This window comes from Arcticibacterium sp. SM2516 (genome assembly GCF_057914865.1).
This window is the reverse complement of record NZ_CP195290.1, coordinates 5,630,606-5,648,162: the sequence shown is the minus strand read 5'-3', so window position 1 is coordinate 5,648,162 and position 17,557 is coordinate 5,630,606. Positions and strand designations below refer to the sequence as shown.

Below are 17,557 nucleotides of genomic sequence, written 5' to 3'. Positions count from 1 at the left end.
TGAGACCTCTCTGAAATTTCAGGGAGGTTCTTTTTTTGGTAAATATCGGAAAAGCTATTCCTAATTTATACCAGATCTATAGGACACAAATAACCAACGTCCATGAATGAAGCGTTTCGCACGATTTTGGTGCAAAATCATACGAAACAAATTTCTGTGCTGTGTCATTTGCCAGATGGCTTCTATGAACATATCGCTCCGTTGGAGCTGGTAAGGCAGTTCTTATACCCATTAGTCCTACAAATAATCCTCGATAACCAACCTCCATCAACGAAGCGTTCCGCATGATTTCGGTGCAAAATCATACGAAACAAATTTCTTTGCAGTGTCATTTACCAGATGGTTTCTATGAACATATCGCTCCGCTGGAGCTGGTAAGACCGTTCTTATTTTACAATCTAAATCCTTTAAGCATTTAGAGATACCTTCAAAATGCCTTGCTTAAACAAGCATTATAATGCTCAAATACATCATTAGAATTTAAAAAAACGGCCGTGGCTTCACGTTTTAGGGCTATTACTTAAATAATGTTAAAAACCTTATTTCTTAAGCCGCGTTTGCATCACGCCTAGCGTAGAGAAAAGTAAAGAAATATAACGTAAATAATGCAAAACAAACTTTCAATTTTATCTCTACTTCTACTTTCAATTTTTGGCTTACAAAGCTGTGACACCACTGATGTGGATGCGGCAAACGGCGACTGGTTTAAGCTTTCTGATCTTGACGGCTTAGCACGTTATTCTGCCGTAGGTTTCTCTATAGGTGAGTATGGATATTTAGGCATGGGTGCAGATGAGGACAACTACAAACTAAGCGATTTTTGGAAATTCGATCCTATTAAAAACACTTGGACACAGGTGGCAGACTTTCCTGGAGCAGCCAGAACTGCGGCGGTAGGACTAAACATTGGTTCTAAAGGTTACATAGGAACGGGTTTAGACTTAGAAGACAATAAACTCAACGATTTCTGGGCATATGACCCTACTTCTAACACATGGGAACAAAAAACCGATTTCCCAGGCTCGGCAAGAAGAAACGCGGTGGCTTTTACACTTGCAGACAAAGGATATCTAGGGACTGGACACGACGGAAGCTATACCAAAGACTTTTATGCTTATGACCCATCAAACGATTCTTGGTCGAAAATCACAAGTATTGGAGGTTCTAAAAGAGTGGGAGCTGCTTCTTTCGTGATTAATAACAAAGCATACGTAGGCACAGGAAACAATAACGGTCTTAACCTCTCTGACCTTTGGGAATATGACCCTGCGGGAGATATCTGGACAGAAATGTTGGATTTTGACGAAACCACCGTGGCAAGGTCTTATGGATTTGGCTTTTCGCTAAAAAACAAAGGTTATTTTTTCGGTGGCTCCTCTAGCAATACCGTTTGGGAGTTTACTACAGGTGGTGAAGATGGCATTGGCGAATGGAACGAAGTAACGAGTTTTGAAGGAAGTGCTAGAAACTATCCAGTGGCATGGTCTATAAACGACGAAGGTTATATAGCCACAGGCTCAAATGGCCTATCAAGATACGATGACCTTTGGAAGTTCACCCCAGATATTGTTCAGAATGAAGACTAAAACATTTATCAATAGCTTAAAAATCCTACTTCTTGGAGTAGGGTTTTTAAGCTGTAAAACGCCATCTTCAACATACACCTACGATTTGTTTGAATCCACTGAAACACAGTTTGGGTTTAGAATATTAAAAGACGGAAATGCTCTTATAGAACAGGCATTTATCCCTGGCGTAGCCGGGAACAAAAGCTTTTCAAGTCCAGAGCAAGCTAAAATGACAGCGGAGATAATGGTCAGTAAACTAGAAAAAGGGATTTTCCCACCTACCGTTTCTCAACAAGAACTGAGTTTAGACCAGTTATCTAGCGAATAATAACAGACACAAAAAATGAAAAAAGTAATTGCCATATTAATGGCTCTCGGAGCTATAACTATGTCTTGTACAGAGGGTAGTATGGACATAGGTTTAGACCTAAGCGGTGCTATAAATCAGGGTACCGTTATGGTGGATACCCTACGCTTAGATACCTATACCGTTAAAGAAGACAGCACCATAACCTCTTTATCAAACGAGCTTCAAGTGGGTGCTTACCGCATGAACAATATGCTTAACATTAGCTCTGAAGCCTATTTTCAGGTGACACTACCCAACACAAATTACGGGGCATATAACATTACGCAGAGCATCGTTTTAGACTCGGCAAAACTAGAGTTAAGACTGTCGGACTATATTGGAGATACCACAGACTACCAAACCATTACATTGCACGAAATGCTGACCGATCTGCCGACCAATGTTGACCAGTCTAGCAGTTTTTATTACCCTTATCAAGAAAACAGCATAGCAGAGAAAACATGGAAATTAAGACCCAACAAAGATTCATTAATAGAACTAAGTCTTAACCAGGATCTAGCGGCTCGTTTATGGGAATATTATAAAATAAGCTATAGAACCGACAACCCAAACCTCTTAAAAGTACTGAAAGGATTAGTGCTAAAAGGAGGGGCAAATAACAAAGCCATTGCTATTTTCAATTCTGCCAACAGTAATATTAGGTTATATACCCATTTAGAAAACACGTATACTCAATACAGTTTCAACTTTCCTTTATCCATTAACAAAGCACAGTTTAACCATTATACCCACAGCTCCATTTATGAGGGCATAAATAATCTCACCACTGCTGGACAGCAAATAAAGGCAACGGAGACAGGGAACGAATTTGTTTTAAACAACGCTCTCGGCTTGTCGGGAAAAGTGATTATCCCGGGTATAGCCAACTTGAAAGAAATATCCGATTTAACGGGCATACACAAAGTAGAAATGATACTTTTTTCTACCCGTAAAAACTTAAAGCAAATACCCATCCCGCCTAGTTCTCTGGGTCTTTTTGTGATTAATAGAAATAACGAAATAGAATCAGCACTCACAGATCTATATGGAACGCAAGTATCGGGCGTCTATACTTACCACCCCGAAGACCTTGTTTTTAATAGCTATTATAGCTTTGACCTCACCGCCTATTTCAAAAATATCCTTTTTAGTAGTTCCGAAAATAAAGGTTTCAAAATCATCCCAACGGATGATGGCACCGCCAATGGCTCTTTTGGTGGGGTAAATTTAGGCAATTACGACAACAGCTCTTTCAAAGCCATTTTACGCGTTTATTACGGCAAATAATATAATTCCCATTGGGTCCCCTAAAAGGCTCAATGGGATTCGCTTTTCTCAAGCTTCAAAAGTCAATTGATTAATTTATTTACCCTAAGAATATACATCCAACCATGCTATTAAAACTTAAGCTTCTTATATTGCTTTCGCTTTTTTAGTCAACGCTCATTTTTTATCATTTAGCTCCATGTATATTCTTGCCGAAACCAGTTCTGTTGCCAATAACTTCTTAGCTCAAATAAGAGATGTCAATATTCAGAAAGACCGACAGAAATTCAGACGAAACATAGAACGCATAGGAGAAATATTGGCCTATGAAATTTCAAAGAATCTACATTTTGAAAACAATAAAATTACTACACCTTTAGGGGTAAAAGAAACCAAAACACTAAAAGAACAACCCGTTTTGGTCACCATATTAAGAGCAGGTTTGCCACTACATAATGGCATGTTAAACTATTTTGACGAAGCCGACAATGCTTTCATTGGAGCCTACAGGGGCGTTCATAATGCCAAAGACGATTTTGATATTGAAATGGATTATATCACCAGTCCTGATATACAAGGCCGTACTTTAATTATTTGTGACCCCATGATAGCCACTGGGAAATCTATAGAAAAAGCTTACCACGCCATGTTACGTTACGGCATCCCGAAAAAAACCTATATAGTAGCCGCCATAGCTTCTGACAGAGGAGCCAGATTTGTACAAGCCAGAATGCCAGAATGCAGGCTCTACTTGGGCGATTTGGACAAAGACATGAACAGTAAATCTTATATAATCCCAGGTTTAGGAGATGCAGGAGATTTAGCCTATGGCGATAAAAGCTAATAGATAAATTATCTATTTTTATGCCCAAATAAACCATAACCCTATTTTATGTTTCTAAAACTATCTGCCGCCGACTGGAAAAAGCTATTCAGTCTGCCAGTAATTGTAGCTGCCCTTGGGTATTTTGTCGATATCTATGACATGCAGCTTTTTGGTATTGTGAGAATACCCAGTTTGCAAAGTTTGGGGCTTTCAGAAGAAGAAGTTTCCTCCGTCGGTAGCTCCATTTTGAGTTATCAGATGTACGGCCTACTTCTTGGTGGCATTTTATGGGGTGTTTTGGGCGATAAAAAAGGAAGGCTATCCGTTTTATTTGGTTCTATTATCACGTATTCATTGGCAAACATAGCCTGTGGACTAATTCCTCAAATCGAATTTATGAATCAAGCCGAAGCTTATAAATGGCTAAGATTTATAGCGGGTGTGGGGCTTGCAGGTGAACTAGGTGCTGGCATAACACTAGTATCAGAAAGTTTACCAACAAGGCTGAGAGCCATAGGTACCTCATTGGTAGCAGGTATAGGCCTGATGGGTGCTGTAGTAGGTAATTTCACTGTTCGTCTTTCTGGCGACTGGACCATCGCCTACTTCATAGGTGGAGCCATGGGATTTGCCCTTTTGCTACTGAGAGTAGGTGTCATAGAATCTGGGATGTATACCAATATAACTACAGACAAAAAAATAATCAAAGGAGATTTCTTCTCTTTTTTCACCAACAAAGAACGGTTTATCAAATATTTAAAATGCATTGGAATAGGTATACCAACCTGGTTTTGTATAGGAATTTTGGCCTATTTTAGCAATGAATTTGGAGCGGCATTAGGCATAACAGAAAAAGTGGAACCAGGTATGGCCATCATGTGGGCCTATGTCGGAATTTCGGCAGGTGACTTTTTAAGCGGGTTTTTAAGTCACAAATTAGCTTCCAGAAAGAAAGCGATTTTCTATATGATGTTGTTTTCTTTGGTAGGTGTAATTCTTTTTCTTTTTGCAGGCATAAAATCTGCAAACGGCATCTATGCGGTTTCCTGCATGCTGGGGCTTGGAACAGGCTACTGGGCCATGTTTGTCACCGTTGGTGCAGAGCAGTTTGGCACAAATTTACGTGCCACAGCGGCCACCACCATTCCAAATATGGTAAGAGGTGCATTGCCAGGAATGATATTGATTTTTTCTTATTTCAAATCTTCCGAAGGCGTTATTTGGGCAGGTGCCATAACGGCGGTCATTGCTTATGCCATTGGCTTTTATTCTACCCTTACCATTCCAGAAACGCACGGTAAAGACCTGGACTATTTGGAGGAATAAAAACCATTTAATAATATTTGATAAGACCTTGATATCAAATCTATTAAAAATCTCTAAATTTGATATAAGTTTAAAGCCTTGAAGATTTCACAAAAAAGCCTTCCCTGATAAGAAGGTTTTTTTTATGCCCTTGGCTTAACTCCACCACCACAAAATAGGCCGTCACTAGGGTGGAAAGAAAAAAGTAAGCCAATACCGCATAATTCAAAATGCTATTTACAGCAGAAAGTCCAAACCAGTCTCCTTGACGGAGCAACAAGAAAAGTCCAAAGCCATTTTTTAATAGCTCCTGCCAAAAAGACAACGGATTTTTATCCATCAACTCTGTATAAGCATATACCGATAGAAAGATGAACAATCCATATAAGGCCATTCCTGAGACCGACATGCTATCTATGGCCGAGAAGAAATACATGAGGAAAAAGAAGGTCATAAAGAACTGCACCCAAGCCCATGCTGCTAGTCCTTTAGATACTTTGGGATAATACTTTTCAAAATGATACGGGTCTTCAATTTTATCCAGTGGGTATTTCTCCTCCATATCCGCCGGCCTCCAACCTGTAGGCATAATCCAAATTCTGAGACTATCTAGCCAGTTGTTAGTTCTTACGGCATCTTTGACGAGTAGCCAAAAATGTTGGAAATTTATTTTTATAGGATTCCAAGTTCTCACAGGAACGGTAATGCCATATACAGGAGGAACGTCATCTAGCTCTTCTTGGAAAGTGCCAAACCACATATCCCAGAAGATGAAAATCTGCCCCATGTTTTTATCTAAGTACACCGGATTAATGGCATGGTGAACCCGATGGTGCGAAGGCGTCACAATGACCTTTTCTAAGAAACCCAATTTCCCAATATACTCGGTGTGATACCAAAACTGAGCAAATAAATGAATGGGAGCTATGATAGCGATTATCTTAAAATCAACGCCTATAATGGCCGCTGGCAATAGAAAAATAGTAAAAAAACCTATGAGCGAAGATATGCTTTGACGCAAGGCACAGGCTAAATTAAACTCTTCTGATGAATGATGAATGAGATGCTGATTCCAGAAAAAATTCACCGAATGATTTATCCTATGTCCGATATATCCCGACAAATCTAAAACCAGGAAGGCTATCAGCACATTTAACCAAGTATATTCTATTTTCATAAGAGCCCAGTGCTGCACCATCCACGTATAGCTTAATAAAGAAACACCTATTCCCAAAACATCTTTTAGGATATTGGTATACCCAGAACTTAAACTGGAAATAACGTCCATGGATTTAAAGGCATCGCCTTTTGCGAAGTAACCGTAAATTTTCTCTGCCAAAACAAAAAGAAAAAATACCGGTGAAGCTATCGAAAGTATTTGAGCGTAAGTGTTCATAGGTTAGTATGCTTGCAGCGTATTATCAAATATAATACAATAAGCTATTTAGAAAAAAACAATAATTTCTTAAAACTCAATTATTGACCTTTTGGCTTAAATTTTGCTAGTTGAAACCACTGAAAACTAAAAAAATCCGCATGTTAAAAAAACTACTATTCCAGCTAGTGTTGGTCTTACTGAGTTTCAACCTCTTAGCTCAAAAAGATAACGTAAAATTTGGAGATGTCAAGGCCTCCGACTTTCAAGACACCTACACCGATTTAGCCACAGACCCTCACGCCGTTGTACTGTACGACAGAGGCGACGTTACATTCCAGTATAGAACTGGAAGAGGTTTTGAGATTCAAACCGTATATCATATGCGGACACATATTTTAAATAAATCTCAACTAGATAAAGGAAATATTTCCATAAGATACTTTTCTGAGAAAAGCAGCAATGCTGATCAAATCTATGCCATAAAGGCCGTAACACATAACCTTGAAAACGGAAAAGTAGTAAGCTCGGAAATGGACAAAAAAAGCATTTTTAGAGAACAATTAAATGATGACTATTCTTCCAATACTTTCTCTCTGCCCAATGTTAAGGTAGGCTCAATAATAGAATATACCTACACCAAAAAATCTGCCATGAGCCATACCAATAAACCTGGTGGCTGGAGATTTCAGGGTGAAAATCCGGTAAGGTGGAGCGAAATAAACGTAGAAATCCCCAATTATTTTTATTATCAAATAATGATGGGCGGTTATCTTCCCTTAGCCATTAATGAATCCAATACCACATCATTTTCTGTATCTGGACTGAACTTAAGAACCTCTGCCACGGTATACCGCTTTGCCGTTCAAAACGCCCCAGCTTTTAAAGATGAACCCTTCATCACCACCGAGAAGGATTATATTTCTAGGGTAGAGTTTGAGCTTTCCTCTGTAGACTTCCCAAATCAGCCCGCAGAGAATTATAATACGACCTGGAGTGAACTAGACGCCACACTTTTGAAATCAAACTCATGGGATGACTTCCTTAACGGGAGAGCAGACTTCGACAAACTGGCCGCTCCTTTTAAATCTATCGTGAATAAAAGAGAAAGAGCAGAGGCTATCTACAACTACATGATTAAAAACTTCTCTTGGAATAACTATGTAGGTGTCTTTACCGGAGATAAATTAAAAAAGGTTTTAGATGATAAAATTGGCTCTGTTACGGCATTGAACCTTATTACCTTTAGGCTGATGAAAGAAGCAGACTTAGAAGTCTATCCGGTTATTATGAGTACCCGAACCAATGGGAAAGTCAATAACATATATCCGCTTCTCGACAAATTCAACTATACCATTCTTAGTTTATATTTAGATGATGAAAAGCTATTTATTGACGTAACAGACCCCCTTTTACCTATGGGCGTTTTGCCAAATAGAGCTCTATCCAATGAAGGCAGAGAAATATCCAATGGAATCGGCATGTTTGTTCCTCTTACTTCTACGGGGTCTTATTCGGAACTGGAAGAAATCTCTGTGGCATTTGACCTTGAAAATGGTCAGATAAAGGGATCCATAAAAAGTATGAGTGACGGCTACCCCGCCAAAGACCTGAGAGAATCTATCAAAAAAATGGGAGAGGCCGACTTCAAAAAAGGCTTTCACGCAACATTCGCAGATTGGGAAATCTCCGAAATAAATATTGAAAACACAGAGCATACCGCTAGACCCATCACCACCTCGTTTAACTTCACTAAAGATGATGTAGGTGTTATGGTCGACATGATTTACCTCAATCCACTTCTTGTTGGCAAAATAAACGAGTCTCCATTCAAAACTAAAAAAAGAGACTTCCCTATTGATTTTGCTCATAAGACCAACCAAACGGTCATGGCTAAATTTGAAATCCCTGAAGGTTTTGAAGTAGAAGAAATGCCAAAACCGTTACACTTAGCCCTCCCAGATAATGGCGGAAAGTTCTTGTATCATACCGCTGTTTCTGGAAAAACCATCACGGTGGTATCTAGAATATCGGTCATGAAATCTTACTTTTTTGCCGACCAATATCCTTATCTCAAAGAGTTTTATGATATGATAGTGGAAAAACATGCGGAACAAATTGTCTTATCTAAAATTGAAAACTAAAATGAGCTATTCAAAAACAGTCCTATCAATTTTAACATTTATCCTTTTAACCCATTTTGGAAGGGCTCAAAATTTGGCAGTATCAGAAATCCCAGAGGAACTCTTGGTGGGTGCGAACGCCGTGGTAAGGTTTGATAAAACCATTTTTGAAATAGAAAGCCCCAGTTCTTCCTACATTAGGAAACATTGGGCTATCACTATTTTAAATGATAGATCTACAGAAGAACATGCCTCATTCAGAGCCTTTTACGACAAATTCTCAAAAGTCAAGAAAATAGAAGGTATTCTTTATGATTCTAACGGCGAGGTCATCAAGAAACTGCATTCAAAAGATATGCAGGATTACAGCATGAGTGCGTTTTCTAATGGCGTCTTTGATAATAGAGTGATTTTGGCTCAGTTCTCCACAGAAAACATAAGCTATCCGTTCACGGTAGAATTCAGTTTTGAAAAACAAGATAAAAACATGATGTTTTTTCCCAGCTGGTCTCCTATCTCTGAAGAAAACTTGGCAGTGATGGCGTCCACCTTTGAAGTAAACGCAAACAATATCCCTTTTAGAGTTTTAGAACAAGGCATTGACAGGCCAGAAATTAAAAAGTCTGTAACGCACCCTTTCAAAAAAAGCTGGTCTGCTCAAAATCTAAAACCAGAAACCTTTGAAAAATACTCTCACTTTGAAAATCTCCCCTTGGTACTAACCGCTCCAACGGTATTTGAAATTGAAAAATACCAAGGTCAAATGAACAGCTGGAGTGATATTTCCAGTTTCTATGCAAAACTCAATGAGCACAGAGACCAACTTCCAGAAGAAACCAAAAAACAACTCGCCAGCCTTATAAAGCCAGGCATGACGCAAAGCGAAAAGGTGAAAATCACCTATGAGTTCATGCAATCTCACACCCGATACATGAGTATTCAGTTAGGCATAGGTGGCTGGCAAACCATGGAAGCCTCTGAAGTAGCCAAAGGCGGCTATGGGGACTGTAAGGCATTGACCAATTACACCATAGCCCTATTAAAGTCCATTGACATTCAGGCCTTTCCTGTACTCATCATGGCCGGAAAAAGCCACGCCAAAAACAGAGAGAACTTTCCAAACATGAGTTTTAATCATGTGATAGCCTGCGTACCTTCAGAAAAAGATACCATTTGGCTAGAATGCACCAGTCAAACAGAGCCCATGGGTTTTTTAGGCAGTTTTACGGGCAACCGTAAAGGTCTTCTTATTAAGCCTGAGGGTGGGCATTTAGTAAACACAAAATCCTATTTGGCTCCAGAAAATTTCCAAAAACGTACAGCAGAAGTTTGGCTAGAGGAAGACGGAAATGCAAATGTCTCTATTCGCTCAAGCTACGGCGGCATTCAACAAATGACCAGAACCGGTATGGTTCTTAACGGAACGGAAGACGAGAAAAAGGAATATTTAAATAATAATATCAAAATATCGAGCTTTGAACTGGGCGAATTCGATTACAAAATTCACAAAAAAGTCCTTCCAGAAATAGAGGAGAACATTAGTCTGAAGGCCAGAAAATTGGCTTCCGCCAGTGGGACACGGCTATTTTTCAAAGCAAATATTTTAAGCGGATTTTATAGTACACCTATAGAGAAAAAAGAAAGAACCACAGCACTGTTCCTTAATCCGAACGTCTATACCGTAGAAGACTCTGACGAAATCCTTTTTCATATTCCTGAAGGTTATAAAACAGAAAAATCTCCTGATGAGATCCTATTGGAGAGCCCATTTGGAACGTACACCTCAAAGGTCTTAAGAGAAAATAATGACATCAATTATTACAGAAAAGTAACACTCACGGGTGGCACTTATGACAAGGCACTCTATCCAGAGTGGGTTAACTTTATCAAATCCATCAATAAATCCGATAATCAGCGGATAGTTTTGGTCAAGAGCGGCACTTGATAAAAAAGACACACCCTAGGACGCTGTTCAAATGGGTAGCGTGGTGTGTACTGTTGATACAAAATCAACAAATTTCTTCCTTAGTGTAATTGTTATAAAGTGGTAATTCAATTTTAGGAAAAGCTCATTTCCAAAACGCCTCTTTTTGCCAATTTTGAGGGAATCCCATTTCCTTTTCTTGTAATAAAGGACAGCCTTTCATTAATGTGAGCAAGTTCTGTTTAAAGCTATGATTCGGACTTATAATATTCAAAATAAACACCATATTGCAGATATAGGCGTAAATCTTATTTGCATGAAAACTTCTATCTCTTACGTACGCCCCAGAGGTTTTTCTTGGAATCACAGTTTTCATTAATCTACGGTTCCATATTCGCCCATGATGTGCACATATATTCCTCAAAACGCTAAAACAATACATCCAATTTTCTAAGATTCCCGCACTTGGGAGTCCAAAATGTTTAGATACATCCGATTTACATTTATCCTTTCTCAAATTGGCAAACATTTTTGAAAGCAAACCCATACTACTTACTTCCAAGCTCATCCAACTGGGTGGATATTTCGGAGTTGTATATTTTGATTTATAATGTTTTATAAAAGTTTCATTGCTTCTATCCACTTCTTTGTGAAGCGATGCTATCTGCTCAGCAAAAAACACGGAATTATAAAATAAACTAGGATTTAAGTGCAAGTGGCTTCCGTATTGCAACGCATAATTATAAATTATTTGCGTTCTGAGGGCAATCTCAATCTTCTCAATAGCATTGAAAATCAATAACCTTAATTGCCTATCAAAAACATAAAGCTGAATGATTTCTTCGAAATTTACTGTCCTATAAAAAGGATGATTCTCAGAGCTATTATCTTGAAAAAGATATGTATAAGCCCTTAATCTATAATAACTTATATTTGATAAATAATGAGCGGCTTTCTTTTCATCACCTATCTTCAAACCTCTTTCCTTAAGCACCTCAATCTGCTTTTGTATGCTAAATGGTAATTTAGTGTATTTCATCTGTGTAGCATTGTAAGGTTTGAGAACCCTATAAAATCGAAAACCTGCCGAAGTGAGCATCGTAGAGAGGCCTGGCAGGTATTATTGGTTACAAAACAACTATTTAAAGTATCAAGTTCCTAATTTCAGTTTGGTAATTTTCTTAGCATCTTGAATGAAATAAGCTACTATGTTCTTGTTAAGTGATAAGCGAGCTGACTTTTCGCTAAAAAAAATAAATCTAAATAAGAAATGAAATTTGGTTCTAAACAACATTAAGGCCAAAGCCCTTCCACAAAAAAGCCACTGAGAATTATCCCTCAGCGGCTTAAATATTCAAAATCCGTCAATTAAAGTCTCGTCACTTTAAGGTTCTTCCACTCCACTTTGATTCCTCCGCCATCATGGATTTGAAGAGCTATAGCACCTTCTGCTGCTCCTATTTTATCGTCGGTTAGGGTAATCATTTCATGACCATTTAACCAAGTAGTAATGGTAGGACCTACTACTTTCACTTTCATGGTATTCCACTCGCCCATTTTAAGATACTTATCTTTTGCTGGATCTGGTTTAATCAACCAACCTCTTCCGTAAGACTCGTAAACACCACCCGTATCATGTCCTGGAGGGGCTACTTCTGCCTGCCATCCAGAAACCTTAGTACCATCTATAGACGAGCGAATAAAAATACCGCTGTTTCCATTCGCTTGCTGACGAAAATCTACCGTTACTTCAAAGTCTTTGAAGCTTTCGTTGGTTCCTAAATAACCATAACCTTTATCTGGACCACTTTCACAGACTAAAAGTCCATCTTCCACAAACCATTTTTCAGTACCATAAATGGTCCAACCCGTCAGGTCTTTACCATTAAAAAGAGATGTCTTTTTTCCTTTTTGAGCTATGCCTTCAAAGCTCATCAAAAAACAAAAAGAGGCTATAAGAATAAGCGACTTCTTCATAATTTATTATTTCGATTTGGTTTTGTTTAATTAAATCCTGTGACCAATATAATTCAATAATATTACTCTTCCGTTTCTGAACTCCAAATTTGGCTAGAAAGTCGACTATCTGCCTAAGTAACCTTAAATATGTATACATTGAGAGTCTGTTTGTTCTCTGAAAATTCTGTTTTCGAAAATGAAACTCTTTGACTAATTTCAGAAATGTGTCTAAATTGTAATAAAAACAATCTTATGAAAATATTAACCGTCCTTATTTCCATCCTATCGTTTGCAGCATCAGCTCAAACCAGTCAGCAGATAAAAGATGCCCTTTTGCCCTTAGATGAAAGTGACCGTGAAAACGCCACAGTAATGGCCTATAATTCTAAGAATGTCTTGGAAGTAGCAAAAAAAGGAAGCAATAGCCTTATATGTTTGGCAGACGACCCTTCTGCTGATGGCTTTTCAGTGGCTTGCTATCACCAAAACCTAGACCCATTTATGGCTAGAGGCAGGGTACTCAAAGCAGAAGGCAGAAGCCGAGATGAAATAGAGCAAATAAGAGAAAAAGAAGCTGCAGCTGGCCAACTAAAAATGCCAGAAAAAGCCTCTACCCTATATGTATTAAGTGGAAAAACCAAAGAAGATGCCAATCTGAGATGGGTGGTTTATATTCCTTGGGCTACCGCCGAAAGCACAGGACTTCCTATCAAACCATTATCTGCAGGTGCTCCTTGGATTATGTTCCCTGGAAGTTATAGAGCACATATCATGATCACACCAGCTCCTTAAAAATCTTACCCTTACAAAACCCTATTCAATGACCCTGACATTAAAAAAACAATCTATTCTTAGTCTGCTCGTCTTTTTACTCTTTTCTAATTACATGAGCCGTGCTCAAAGTCTCGTAAAAGAAGGGGCGACACTCCAGTTGGTTTCCGACCAATTTGCTTTTACGGAAGGTCCTGCCGTGGATAAAAAAGGAAACATTTTCTTTACCGATCAGCCCAACGACAAAATTTGGAAATATTCCAATAAAGGTGTTTTGAGTCTGTATATGGACAAATCTGGCCGAGCAAACGGTTTATTTTTCGATAAGCAAGGGAATCTCATTGCCTGTGCCGATGGCGATAACGAACTCTGGAAAATAGATAAGAAAAAAAACGTAACGGTTTTAACTAAAAACTGGGAAGGAAAAAGGTTAAACGGCCCCAATGACCTCTGGATAGATGAAAAAGGAGGTATGTATTTCTCCGATCCTTTTTACAAAAGAGACTATTGGAAACATACCGAAAGCGAGCAAGATGAACAACGCGTCTTTTACAGAAGCCCAGACGGAAAGGTGACTATTGCAGCCGATGGATTTGTGAGACCAAACGGACTTGTTGGTGATAAAAAAAACAAGAAGATCTATTTGACAGATATTGGCGACAAGAAAACCTATGTTTATGATATCGCTACAGATGGCACTTTGAGCCAAAAGTCGCTTTTCTGCGAGCAAGGTTCAGACGGTATGACGCTAGACGAACATGGCAATGTTTATTTGGTGGGCAAAGGCGTCACTATCTATAATCCAAAAGGTGAAATTATAGAAAAGATAGATGTACCTGAAGGGTGGACGGCCAATATCACCTTTGGTGGTAAAGACAGACAAACGCTTTTTATCACCGCCTCGAAATCTGTTTACACCATCGCAATGAATGTAAAAGGAGCTCAATAATATAACAAAAAACAAAATCACTTAAATGACCCATTTTAGAAATCTTAAAATTGCCGCTGCCTTATTTGCCAGCATGACCCTGATTCAATGCAGCCCAAAAGCAGATGCGGAAACTACCGAAGAAACAGACGCTGTCACTGAAAGTGTAGCCTTAGGCGTGGGAGCCACAGCCATAGAAGGTGCAGAAATGTACATGGATGGCACTAAGGAAATCCTTTTTGATAAATGGGAATACTGGAAAGGCCCTGGCTTCTTGGCAGAAGACCCTATCAAATGGTTGCCCGTAGAAAACCAAGAGACGGGGAAGTATGCCATAAGCAGTAATGACCCTGCCAGTAAAGGTGGAAAATACGGCTCTAGTGATATTGTTACCAAAAAGAAATTCAACGACTTTAGAGCACACGTAGAGTTTTTTATTGCCACAGAAGGTGGAAACTCAGGCGTTTACCTTCAAAACAGATTTGAAATACAGGTATTAGATGGTGATACCACCTCACATGGTATGGCCGCCGTTATCAACGAATCAGAATCTCCATACCATTTATATAAAGGTGTGGGCACATGGAACGCCTACGATATACAATTTAGAGCCGCAAGATTTGATGCCGATGGCAAGCTTACCGAAAAACCGGTAGTCACCTTATATTTCAACGGAGAAAAAGCCCATGAAAATGTGACGATTAATCAAGTTTGGGGTGGCGAGAAATCTGGTTTAGACGGTGGAAATGATGGTGGCAAAGGCATCACTAATGTGCCTGGAGGATTGAAGCTTCAAGCCGAAGGCCATGATGTACTTTACAGAAACATCTGGATTAAAGAGATGAATTTTGAAAACGCCGATACCAACTTCTAGCATCTACTGGCTCAGCTACCGTTTCGACACAATTCGACGGGGTTGACACTTCGACCCAGGAAAGATGTGACTTTAGGTGAACACGAGGTCGTCGTTGAGATGATCATGTGGTTTTAAATTTTTTAGGGGACTTATAAATGTGTTTTCGGCTAAGTGAATGAAAGCTGCTTACTTAGTTATTCTTATAATAAACATTAAAAATGAACAGGAGAGATATTATAAAATCTACTTTAGCCACGGGTGCCGCCTTGGCTTTGGGTAGTCAGCAGGACTTAATGGCCGCCAGCGGATCAAAGAAAAAACATAATTTCAGTTTCTGCTTGAATACAAGCACCATCATGAAACAGAATCTTGGCCTGATGGCGGAAATTGAAACCGCTGCCAAAGCTGGTTTTGATGGCATTGAAATATGGATGAAAACTTTAGAAGCCTATGTTAAAGCAGGCGGAAAACTGTCTGATGTTAAAAAGAAAGCCTCCGATCTGGGCATCGTGATTGAAGATTCTATAGGCTTTGCCGAATGGGTGGTAGATAATGACGAGAAAAGAAACAGAGCTATAGAGCAAACCAAAAGAGAAATGGACATGCTGGCTCAGATTGGTTGCAAAAGAATTGCAGCACCGCCCTTTGGTGCCACCAAAGAGCCGGGCTTAGACCTTAAAAAAGCAGCGGAACGCTTTAACGTTATCTGTGATTTAGGAGATGAAATGGGTGTTTTGCCGCAACTAGAACTTTGGGGTTTCTCTCAAAATCTTCACCTTTTCGGAGAAACACTTTTTGTAGCGGCGGAGTCTGGACACCCTCGTGCGGTTATACTGCCAGATGTTTATCACCTAAGAAGAGGCGGATCGCCGTTTCAAGCCCTAGAAATGATCAATGGCAGTAAAATACAGATGTTTCATATGAACGACTACCCTGGAAACATCGAAAAGAATTTGTTGACAGATGCCATGAGAGTCATGCCTGGCGATGGAGATGCTCCGTTTAAAGAGATTTTGGGTATCTTAAATGCCAAAAATGTGCCTATTGCTCTCTCTCTAGAGATCTTTAATGAAGACGTTTGGAAGATGGATGCCTTAGAAGCCAGTAAACTGGGACTCGCCAAGATGAAAGCGGTGGTGGCTCAAACGATTTCTTAAACCCAATTAAAAAACCTCATAAAAGTAAAAATTAACATCACCTAACCAATCACTATAAGAGGTGCGATGACCTCACCACATAAGACAATAGTTTGCCCTCTTTGAGGGCAAACTAGCTCTTAGCAAACATTTTATTGGATTCATGTAGAGGAGAAAGGCTATAAAGGACCGACTTTCTTGACTATAAAATTGACCGTAAACTAAGAATAACATAAAATATCATTCCATTTGATAACACTATGATTAGTTTCCGTTTCTGTGTTTCAAAGATGGGCATTTAAGAAAACAACTATATACCCTACCCTAGGGTGAAAAGTATTTGATATGGCAAAAAAAAGTTTTGAAGATGAATTTATTGATATCCAAAAGTTTGTAAAAGAGCTTTACGGTGACTTAGATAGCCACGAGGGCATCATCCCTGAAAGTCAACAAAATGAAGAGCTGGAGAAACTGAAAATTGGTAGAAGACAAGAGACCTTTTACTTTGTGGTGGACTTTCTAAAACTAGAACTGACAGGCATTAACGGATTGGAAGAACTAGGCTTTTCCGAAAACCAATTTACCTATAAAGACTACCTCCGTTTACTTCCAGAAGGCTCCATGAGGCAGCTCATTTTTTTACTGGGCAAGCAAACTTTCAGAATGGCAGATAAAACTTTTATCAGCTTTATGAAGCCTAAGTTTGTGGCATTGGTACCCATCAGAAATAAAGATGGAGAAACGCTACTCTGCAAAAGAACCATTTCCGTTTGGCAGATGTCGAAGGAAGGGAAAATCCTTTCTTACTTGTCGGAGTTTGTGATTGTAAAGCCTTTTGAAAACGAAGCTCCAAATCCTAGGTTTTATGATGTAGACTTAGGCCTAAGAGAAATCTTTGATGGATTGGTTAAGAGTATCTTTAACAACCTCCCGCAAAAAGAAAATCCCTTTACCACAAGGGAACTGTTATTGCTCAATTTATATGTGAAGGCTTCTGGAAAACCCATGACCGCCAAAGACGTTGCAGAAAAGGAAAACCTTTCTATTCAGACGGTACACAGCTATAATAAAAACATTCTGAACAAAGCCAGACTTTTTTTTAATGACACCCAATTTAAATCGGCTGCCGATGTGGCTGTTTTTATGAAAAAATCGGGTTTATTGACCTAAT

16 protein-coding genes are annotated in these 17,557 nt (G+C 39.1%); 12 read left to right on the top strand and 4 right to left on the bottom strand.

The genetic code is table 11. The features are described 5' to 3' along the window. Positions 1–76: 76 nt before the first annotated feature. Positions 77–286: a hypothetical protein gene (locus tag ACSBFT_RS23025; protein ID WP_489602614.1), complete on the bottom strand. Its 210-nt coding sequence runs from the start codon at positions 284–286 to the stop codon at positions 77–79. A 319-nt stretch (positions 287–605) separates the two neighbouring features. On the opposite strand from ACSBFT_RS23025, the gene ACSBFT_RS23020 reads away from it, so the two are divergent. The 5 genes from ACSBFT_RS23020 to ACSBFT_RS23000 all read left to right on the top strand — a co-directional run bounded on the left by ACSBFT_RS23020 (position 606) and on the right by ACSBFT_RS23000 (position 5,335). After that, positions 606–1,586: a Kelch repeat-containing protein gene (locus tag ACSBFT_RS23020; RefSeq protein ID WP_489602613.1), complete on the top strand. Its 981-nt coding sequence runs from the start codon at positions 606–608 to the stop codon at positions 1,584–1,586. Further along, complete coding sequence (locus tag ACSBFT_RS23015) at positions 1,576–1,896, top strand: DUF4907 domain-containing protein (RefSeq protein WP_489602612.1); 321 nt, start codon at positions 1,576–1,578, stop codon at positions 1,894–1,896. Before ACSBFT_RS23020 ends, ACSBFT_RS23015 begins: the two co-directional genes overlap by 11 nt. Before the next feature lie 15 nt (positions 1,897–1,911). Further along, positions 1,912–3,204: a hypothetical protein gene (locus ACSBFT_RS23010; protein WP_489602611.1), complete on the top strand. Its 1,293-nt coding sequence runs from the start codon at positions 1,912–1,914 to the stop codon at positions 3,202–3,204. Positions 3,205–3,382: 178 nt separating this feature from the next. Continuing rightward, a complete protein-coding gene (upp, locus tag ACSBFT_RS23005; RefSeq protein ID WP_489602610.1) occupies positions 3,383–4,027 on the top strand; it encodes a uracil phosphoribosyltransferase in 645 nt (214 codons plus the stop codon). Positions 4,028–4,075: 48 nt separating this feature from the next. Continuing rightward, entirely contained in the window at positions 4,076–5,335 is a 1,260-nt protein-coding gene (locus ACSBFT_RS23000; RefSeq protein WP_489602609.1) for an MFS transporter, read from the top strand. A 70-nt stretch (positions 5,336–5,405) separates the two neighbouring features. On the opposite strand, the gene ACSBFT_RS22995 is transcribed toward ACSBFT_RS23000, so the two are convergent. Further along, positions 5,406–6,710, bottom strand: a complete 1,305-nt coding sequence (locus ACSBFT_RS22995; protein WP_489602608.1) for a sterol desaturase family protein — start codon at positions 6,708–6,710, stop codon at positions 5,406–5,408. A 140-nt stretch (positions 6,711–6,850) separates the two neighbouring features. Here ACSBFT_RS22995 and ACSBFT_RS22990 point away from each other — a divergent pair, with 140 nt between their 5' ends. Next, positions 6,851–8,833 carry a DUF3858 domain-containing protein gene (locus tag ACSBFT_RS22990; protein WP_489602607.1) on the top strand — a complete coding sequence of 661 codons (1,983 nt, stop codon included), beginning with the start codon at positions 6,851–6,853 and terminating at the stop codon, positions 8,831–8,833. 1 nt (position 8,834) lies between these two features. Further along, positions 8,835–10,757 carry a DUF3858 domain-containing protein gene (locus ACSBFT_RS22985; protein ID WP_489602606.1) on the top strand — a complete coding sequence of 641 codons (1,923 nt, stop codon included), beginning with the start codon at positions 8,835–8,837 and terminating at the stop codon, positions 10,755–10,757. Positions 10,758–10,881: 124 nt separating this feature from the next. On the opposite strand, the gene ACSBFT_RS22980 is transcribed toward ACSBFT_RS22985, so the two are convergent. Next, positions 10,882–11,775, bottom strand: a complete 894-nt coding sequence (locus tag ACSBFT_RS22980) for an Abi family protein (protein WP_489602605.1) — start codon at positions 11,773–11,775, stop codon at positions 10,882–10,884. A gap of 329 nt (positions 11,776–12,104) precedes the next feature. After that, positions 12,105–12,713, bottom strand: coding sequence for a 3-keto-disaccharide hydrolase (locus tag ACSBFT_RS22975; RefSeq protein WP_489602604.1), 609 nt, complete (start codon positions 12,711–12,713; stop codon positions 12,105–12,107). Between the two features lie 234 nt (positions 12,714–12,947). Here ACSBFT_RS22975 and ACSBFT_RS22970 point away from each other — a divergent pair, with 234 nt between their 5' ends. The 5 genes from ACSBFT_RS22970 (at position 12,948) to ACSBFT_RS22950 (ending at position 17,556) form a co-directional block, all read left to right on the top strand. Next, positions 12,948–13,487, top strand: coding sequence for a hypothetical protein (locus tag ACSBFT_RS22970; protein WP_489602603.1), 540 nt, complete (start codon positions 12,948–12,950; stop codon positions 13,485–13,487). Between the two features lie 28 nt (positions 13,488–13,515). After that, positions 13,516–14,415 (top strand): SMP-30/gluconolactonase/LRE family protein, encoded by a 900-nt coding sequence (locus ACSBFT_RS22965; RefSeq protein ID WP_489602602.1) that lies wholly within the window; start codon positions 13,516–13,518, stop codon positions 14,413–14,415. A 25-nt stretch (positions 14,416–14,440) separates the two neighbouring features. Then, positions 14,441–15,268 (top strand): 3-keto-disaccharide hydrolase, encoded by an 828-nt coding sequence (locus ACSBFT_RS22960; protein WP_489602601.1) that lies wholly within the window; start codon positions 14,441–14,443, stop codon positions 15,266–15,268. A gap of 200 nt (positions 15,269–15,468) precedes the next feature. Further along, a complete protein-coding gene (locus ACSBFT_RS22955) occupies positions 15,469–16,407 on the top strand; it encodes a TIM barrel protein (protein WP_489602600.1) in 939 nt (312 codons plus the stop codon). Between the two features lie 324 nt (positions 16,408–16,731). Next, complete coding sequence (locus ACSBFT_RS22950; RefSeq protein ID WP_489602599.1) at positions 16,732–17,556, top strand: helix-turn-helix domain-containing protein; 825 nt, start codon at positions 16,732–16,734, stop codon at positions 17,554–17,556. The last annotated feature ends 1 nt before the right edge of the window (position 17,557 follow it).